The organism is Cryobacterium sp. Sr8 (assembly GCF_004403225.1).
Lineage (GTDB): Bacteria > Actinomycetota > Actinomycetes > Actinomycetales > Microbacteriaceae > Cryobacterium > Cryobacterium psychrotolerans.
Window position 1 is genome coordinate 1 of record NZ_SOHO01000033.1, and the last position, 1,538, is coordinate 1,538.

General features: G+C 66.2%; 3 protein-coding genes. All 3 read left to right on the forward strand.

What is annotated here, in order from left to right:
• Positions 1-385: 385 nt before the first annotated feature.
• The 3 genes from E3T54_RS05410 (at position 386) to E3T54_RS16715 (ending at position 1,324) form a co-directional block, all read left to right on the forward strand.
• Positions 386-613, forward strand: a complete 228-nt coding sequence (locus E3T54_RS05410; RefSeq protein ID WP_134474885.1) for a hypothetical protein — start codon at positions 386-388, stop codon at positions 611-613.
• Between the two features lie 10 nt (positions 614-623).
• Entirely contained in the window at positions 624-1,067 is a 444-nt protein-coding gene (locus tag E3T54_RS05415; protein ID WP_134474886.1) for a hypothetical protein, read from the forward strand.
• A gap of 101 nt (positions 1,068-1,168) precedes the next feature.
• A complete protein-coding gene (locus E3T54_RS16715; RefSeq protein ID WP_166804839.1) occupies positions 1,169-1,324 on the forward strand; it encodes a hypothetical protein in 156 nt (51 codons plus the stop codon).
• Positions 1,325-1,538: the final 214 nt, after the last annotated feature.

Genomic DNA, 1,538 nt, shown 5'->3' on the forward strand with positions numbered 1-1,538 from the left:
CCAGCGGGGAAACGCTCATCGGCGGACATCCGGGCCTCTACCGTTCCTCCGATGGCAACTCCTTTTCTCGCGTCACCGGTAAGGGCGACCTCGGTGACGTCCACGCCCTCGGCGGGGCCGGAGACACCGTGTACGCCGGCACGCCCGAGCGCGGGCTGCTCACCAGTGGCGACGGCGGGACGACCTGGACGACCCGCAATGCCCAGGCGGGACGGACGTTCATGGGCGTCATCCTGGTCGATCCGGCCGACCCACGCAGATTGATCGCGCCGGATATGTCCACCGGCCTCGTCACTAGCGCCGACGGCGGCATCACCTGGACGGCGCTGGGCGGTCCTAGCGGCGCGATGTCGGCGGCCTGGGACCCGACCNTACCCGGACCCTGGTGGCCGTCGGCATGGGCGGCAGCGCGTTGAGCGGAGACGGCGGCCAGACCTGGACTATCCTGGCCGTGCCCGCGGGCACGTCCGCGGCCACGTTCTCCTCGGACGGCAAGACGCTCTACGCCGCAGCGGTCAGCGGCAGCAACGCCGCCGTTTACGCGAGTACCGACCGGGGCAGTGCGTGGAAGCCACTGACCCAGGTCGGCGCGCGAACGCCGGGGAAACCGTAGTGGAGGTGACATGAATCTGAACGCCAACGCGATTGGTGGCCGTCCCCGCCGACATGTGATCCGCTCCACGATGGTGGCAGTGCTGACTATGGCTGCGATGGTGCTCGGTCTGCTGGCATTGCACTCGGCAGCCGCCGGCGATGAAACGAGTGACACGGTCTCGCTCGTCTCCGCACATGATCGAAGTGCTGCCGCCGAGCGTGCTGCGCCCATTTCCCTTTACATCGACGGTGCATCACACGCCGTCGGCGACGGACTCCTAGTTGGCTGCCTGATCATCGGGGTGGCCTGCGTCGCTCTGCTCATCCTCGCGTCTGTTGTGCTCCTGGCACGACGGCCCGCGGTGTACCGCCGCCTCCTCGACGCCGGAGGTTTCGTCGTCGACTCCTTCCGTGAGATTCCGCTCCACCTGCATCGGCCCAGTCTGACTCTCCTCTCCATCAGTCGCGTTTAGACCGAAACCTAGCGCACGCAGCGTCTTCACCAGACTGCGTGGCATCGCCGTGCCACACGGCCGCCAGGTTTCTTGAACGTTGGACGATGAATGGAACAACAATGCATAGAGCACGCACCTACCTTCTCACCGCAGTTGCCGTGGCGACAGCGATCACGCTCAGCGCGTGCGGCGACCAATCGTCCGGGATGGGCGGAATGGACATGGGCAGCTCCTCGGAGATGGGCAACGCCCCGACAGTATCCTCCGCCCTGTAGGCGCCATGAGACGGGGCGAGAGCAGGCGCAGTGCACGACGGTCCTCGGTCGTGCTCGTTCTCGCGCTCGCGTTGAGCGGGTGTGCGAGCGATCCGCTGGCCGCGCCGGTAGTTGTCAACCTGTCTGAGACAACAGGTGGGTATTGATTCCGGTTTTTTGCGGGTGTTGTGGGGCCGTGGGTCGGTTTCTGAAGCGTTCGGGGTGTGCGACCCAA